Origin of the sequence: Arthrobacter sp. 4R501 (assembly GCF_002929755.1) — a bacterium.
Lineage (GTDB): Bacteria > Actinomycetota > Actinomycetes > Actinomycetales > Micrococcaceae > Arthrobacter.
In genome coordinates this window covers 95,357-99,800 of sequence record NZ_PJIW01000011.1, presented here as the reverse complement: position 1 = coordinate 99,800, position 4,444 = coordinate 95,357, and the positions used below count along the sequence as shown (strand labels likewise).

At 64.9% G+C, this 4,444-nt stretch carries 7 protein-coding genes; all 7 read right to left on the bottom strand.

Going from position 1 to position 4,444, the window contains the following annotated elements; genetic code table 11:
* Positions 1-417 precede the first annotated feature (417 nt).
* Positions 418-633 (bottom strand): hypothetical protein, encoded by a 216-nt coding sequence (locus tag CXR02_RS12655; RefSeq protein ID WP_104062322.1) that lies wholly within the window; start codon positions 631-633, stop codon positions 418-420.
* Between the two features lie 91 nt (positions 634-724).
* On the bottom strand, positions 725-1,396 hold the full coding sequence (locus CXR02_RS12650) for a helicase associated domain-containing protein (RefSeq protein ID WP_104062321.1): 672 nt from the start codon (positions 1,394-1,396) through the stop codon (positions 725-727).
* A gap of 5 nt (positions 1,397-1,401) precedes the next feature.
* The gene (locus CXR02_RS22400) at positions 1,402-1,548 is read right to left on the bottom strand and encodes a hypothetical protein (protein ID WP_181037217.1); all 147 of its coding nucleotides are present in this window, start codon (positions 1,546-1,548) and stop codon (positions 1,402-1,404) included.
* A gap of 9 nt (positions 1,549-1,557) precedes the next feature.
* Positions 1,558-1,965 carry a hypothetical protein gene (locus CXR02_RS12645; protein ID WP_104062320.1) on the bottom strand — a complete coding sequence of 136 codons (408 nt, stop codon included), beginning with the start codon at positions 1,963-1,965 and terminating at the stop codon, positions 1,558-1,560.
* Positions 1,965-2,288 carry a hypothetical protein gene (locus tag CXR02_RS12640; RefSeq protein WP_104062319.1) on the bottom strand — a complete coding sequence of 108 codons (324 nt, stop codon included), beginning with the start codon at positions 2,286-2,288 and terminating at the stop codon, positions 1,965-1,967. Before CXR02_RS12640 ends, CXR02_RS12645 begins: the two co-directional genes overlap by 1 nt.
* Before the next feature lie 55 nt (positions 2,289-2,343).
* Positions 2,344-3,642 (bottom strand): Y-family DNA polymerase, encoded by a 1,299-nt coding sequence (locus CXR02_RS12635; RefSeq protein WP_181037216.1) that lies wholly within the window; start codon positions 3,640-3,642, stop codon positions 2,344-2,346.
* Positions 3,635-4,066 carry a LexA family transcriptional regulator gene (locus CXR02_RS12630; protein WP_104062317.1) on the bottom strand — a complete coding sequence of 144 codons (432 nt, stop codon included), beginning with the start codon at positions 4,064-4,066 and terminating at the stop codon, positions 3,635-3,637. The genes CXR02_RS12635 and CXR02_RS12630 overlap by 8 nt, the downstream gene beginning before the upstream one ends.
* Between the last annotated feature and the right edge of the window lie 378 nt (positions 4,067-4,444).

Genomic DNA, 4,444 nt, shown 5'->3' with positions numbered 1-4,444 from the left:
CACGGACTTCCGGAGTCTGGTGCTCACTGACTCCGGTACTGACAGACTCTGGTACTTACGTATATCGGCAGTTCGGCAGTTCGGCAGTTCGGCACTTCGGGGGTGCCGGAGTGACAGGGTCTGGTAGTCGGTCGGTGGCGGAGGGTGTCCTGGTTGCGGGCCCTGGCGATTTCGCTGGGGCACGGACTTCCGGAGTCTGGTGCTCACTGACTCCGGTACTGACAGACTCTGGTACTTACGTATATCGGCAGTTCGGCAGTTCGGCAGTTCGGCAGTTCGGCACTTCGGGGGTGCCGGAGTGACAGGGTCTGGTAGTCGGTCTCAAAGAGGAGTGTCGCCGGCAAAGCGCCGGCGCTGGCCAGCGCGATTTTCAACGGCGGTACAAACCCTGCCGTCAGCCCGGTCCCGACCGGCGGCCTAGGTGCCATCGTCGAGGTCATCGAGGGCGATGAACCGGGCGCGGGCTAGGACAATGACCAGCTCGGCGAGGTACCCGGGTCCGTTGCGCTGGACCAGGTCGTCCAGGACTGAGTGCATGCGTCCTGTCAGCTCTGTGGGGCCTTCGGACTCCTCGGCTGCAATACGCGTCAGTGTCAGCGCGGCCAGCGTTGGAACGTCGTAGATGAGTCCCATAGCTCCACGCTACGCATGCCGGGCACAGTTGTCAGTGATCCCGTCCTGCACAGTGGAAACGAGGTGGATCAGCTAGAAAAATTTCAGTCGATCAGCCGCGTCGGATGTTGGGGGATCCGGGTGGGCGGCCGCGGGTCCTGCCGTCCCGCCAGTTGGGAAGGCGGGTGTTCAGCTGGGTTTCCTTGTCTTGGTCCAGTTCGTTGCGGCGGTATTTCATGCGTTGGATGTGCAGCCACATACCCAGCAGGCGTTCTCCTTCGGTGTCTGTTCGCTTGTGGCGTGGCCAGTCGGTTCCGGCGGCTATGTATGCGGTGAGCTCTTGTAGGCGTTGGTGCCAGCGGGCTTCGTCGTTGTCTTTGCGGGTGCGTTGTTCCCAGCCAGGGATTTCCTGCAGTGCGTCGCTGTAGGTGGGGGAGATGGTTCCGTGGTCGTGGTCCTGGCGTCGTCTGGTCAGCCATTGGGCGAGGGCTCGCTCGCGGGCGGAGGGGGAACTGCTTGAAGGAAGCCGGTATTGGGCCCGGTACAAGGCGATCGTGTCGTTGAGGTTTTGCAGCCCATCCGCGGTGATGCGGGTGACCGGGGCTGGGCGGCTTACATTGCGGTGCTCGTCCCGGATGGACGGTTCCGCGACCGCGGCGATAGCCAGGTGGTAGCGGACGGTGCTTTGGCCGACACCTGCTGTAGCGGCGATCTTGGCGGTGGTGAGGCCTTGTCGGTACATCTGGACCCACTCCGGGTGCGGCGCTGTCCTGTGTTCGGGCATGCGGCTCAGCTGTCCTTGCGGATGGCGATCAGCTTGGTGCCTTCGGGGATGGCGGCCTCAAGTGCGGCTTTGGCGGTGTCGTAGTCAGCGCCCTGGGCCGTGATGTAAACGGTGCTGCCGTCTGCCATCTGGAGTGTTCCGGTGATTTCCACTGGATCAGCCTAGTTGGCTCTCCGGGTTCGCGGCAGCGGTGCGGCGAAGTCTTCGAGGGCGCGGTGCAGCTGGCCCGCGCGAGGAAGGGAGTCCACGGGCCGTGCCCCGCCGAGGTCCTGGGAGGGGGTTACCATCCAGGCGGTGAAGTAGTTGTGCGCGATCCTCAGTTCCAGGGCGTGCCGGAACAGGGACGCCACGGTGGGGTGGACCTGGCCGTCGGGGAGGAACTGGAAGCCGGGGCAGTACGTGCCCTCACGGATGAAGATCCGGATGAGTTGGTGCATGACCGGGTCGGGGTCTTCCATGAGTTCGGCGAGCCGGCGCCGGACCTGCTCCAGAGTGGGCAGGGTGAACTCGGCCCTGATGGACTCCCAGACCTGGTCGGATACGGGTCTGCCGATGATGGGGGAGGGCATCAGGCGCCGTCGTCGATGGACTCGAGCAGCCACTGGGTGGCGAGGGGCTGACGGCGCAGCGTGAACGTCCTCAGCGGGGAGTCCGAGCCGGGGATCCGGGCCTGGACGCGCCAGTATTCGACGCTCACGAGGTCGCCGATGCCTTTGGCTGCGGTGCGGCGGGTGTCCCACCAGGAGTCCCTTCCGTACCAGTGCTGGGAGTCCGTGGCGGGGTCGACCAGCCAGATGCGGCCATCGTGACGGATGGCTAAGGGGTTACCTGCAGGGTCGAGCCGGACCTGGACGGTGGTGCTCTGTGTGGGGGTTTCGTGGGTGATGGTCATGAGGTTCGTTCTTTCGTGATGCTGACGTGCCTGTGCGGTGGTGCGGGTTGGGGTCTTAGGCTGCTTTGACGAGGGGGAGTTCGTCCCAGTGGGTGGTGTAGCGGGGGGAGAGCATGTCCCGTTTCATGGTCCAGTCCGGTCCGCCGCGGATGCCGGCATGGCCCAAGCCGATGGAGCCGCGGCCGTAGCGGCGGGTGACGTCTTCGAGGAGGGTTCCGACGTGGCGTTCCTCGTGCGGGTTCTCGAACAGGGCCAGGGGTGCCTGGTTGCCGGTGGGGCGCAGGTCGGTGACCATGATTCCGGCCCGGGCGTATCTCACGCCCTCATTGATGTGGGGCAGGAGTGCGTGGCAGGCCTTGGTCAGGATGACCGGGTCCGCGGTGGGCACCGGCAGCGGGATGCACACGGAGGGGTAGGAGGTGTCGCGCACGTTGAAGTGTGAGGTGCCGGCGAAGGCGGTGAAGACCTTGGCCTGCAGCCCGTGTTTGGCCAGCCGGGCTGATGCCTGCTGCCCGTAGACACTCATGACCTGCCGGATCCCTGCGGCGGTGGTGATGGGGGTGGCGAAGGAGCGGGAGAAGATCAGCTGGTCCCGCCCGATCCGTTCCTCTTCCATCGGGATGCAGGGTGTGCCCTGGAGTTCCAGGACGGTGCGCATCATGACCACGGAGAACCGGTCCCGGATCATGACAGGATCCGCCCGGGACAGGTCAAGGATCGAGAAAATGCCCATCACGTTCAGGCGTTTGGTCAGCCGGGTGGCCACGCCCCAGATCTCGATGACCGAGAGCCGGCCCATGAGCCCTTCGCGTTCCTGGGCGGGGATGGAGTCCCAGTGGCAGACCCCGCCGAAGCCGGGGTTGTTTTTCGCCCATTTGTTGGCCAGTTTCGCCAGGGTCTTGGTGGCGGCGATCCCGACGCAGACCGGAACGCCAACGTTCCTCCGGACCGCGGTCTTCATGGACCGGCCCAGGGTGAGGAGCTCGTCCGGGGTGCCTTTGACGCCGAGGAACGCCTCGTCGATGCTGTAGACCTCGAGCCAGGCGCTGTAGCGTCCCAGCAGTTCCATGACTCGGGCGCTGATGTCTCCGTAGAGTTCGTAGTTGCTGGACAGTGCGACGAGTCCCCATTCCTTGGCGTGGGGTGCGAGTTTGAACCAGGGCTCGCCCATGGGGATGCCCAGGGCTTTGGCCTCGGGGGAGCGGGTGACGGCGCACCCATCGTTGTTGGACAGCACGATGACCGGCCGGCCTTCCAGGGACGGGTCGAACGCGCGCTCCGCGGAGGCGTAGAAGCAGTTCACGTCCACGTGTGCGATCTGCGGCATCCGTCGCATCACAGCCGGCTTAGACATGATGGAGGCACCTGGTGGCCACTCCCCAGATGACCAGGTCAGACAGGGCCGGTACCCGGATATCCGCAAAGGCCGGGTTTTCGGCCTGCAGCACGACCCCGGTAGGAGTGATCCGCAGCCGCTTCACCGTGAGCTCGCCGTCCAGGACCGCGACAACGACGCATCCGTCCCGCGGCTCGAGGGCCCTGTTGACGATCAGTTCGTCGCCGTCGCTGATGCCGGCGCCTTCCATGGAGTCCCCGGACACGCGCACGATGTAGGTGCTGGTGATGTCTTTGATCAGGTGCTCGTTCAGGTCGATCCGGCCGTCAAAATAGTCCTGCGCCGGCGACGGGAACCCCGCCGCCACCGGCATCGGGGAGATCAGGACCGACAGCAAAGACGTACCCGCATCTATCACGCGGGGACCGACAATAACGCCCACAACACACCTTTATTCGAATATATGTTCGATTCATTCAGTGTACTCGCAGGCTCGGACATTCCTATTCCCCACCGGACTGCAGCCGACGCAGGGAGGGTCGGTGTTTGTTCGGACGGGGCGGGTTGTACCCAAGGGGGACAGCTTTGAGCTGCGCGGAGGGCTCCACCTGCCCGCCAGTGGGCACAACCCGTCAGCCCCGGGTTCCGCTGCGCTTCAACCGGTGTCCGGGCGTCCGTTGGCGCGGCCGGCTGTTGGGTCCAGGGTGCGCCTTCGCAGGGCTCCGGCACTCCATGGCCCTGTTTCTACGTCTTCGACGTCTTTTGGTTGCTGTCCTCCGGATTATCCATGTCCGCTCCGAACCCTGATCTCCAAACCCTC

Coding starts and splice junctions, on each gene's coding strand:
- CXR02_RS12650 (WP_104062321.1), bottom strand. CDS start 1,396: ATGCCCGAACACAGGACAGCGCCGCACCCGGAGTGGGTCCAGATGTAC.
- CXR02_RS12640 (WP_104062319.1), bottom strand. CDS start 2,288: ATGACCATCACCCACGAAACCCCCACACAGAGCACCACCGTCCAGGTC.
- CXR02_RS12655 (WP_104062322.1), bottom strand. CDS start 633: ATGGGACTCATCTACGACGTTCCAACGCTGGCCGCGCTGACACTGACG.
- CXR02_RS12645 (WP_104062320.1), bottom strand. CDS start 1,965: ATGCCCTCCCCCATCATCGGCAGACCCGTATCCGACCAGGTCTGGGAG.
- CXR02_RS12635 (WP_181037216.1), bottom strand. CDS start 3,642: ATGTCTAAGCCGGCTGTGATGCGACGGATGCCGCAGATCGCACACGTG.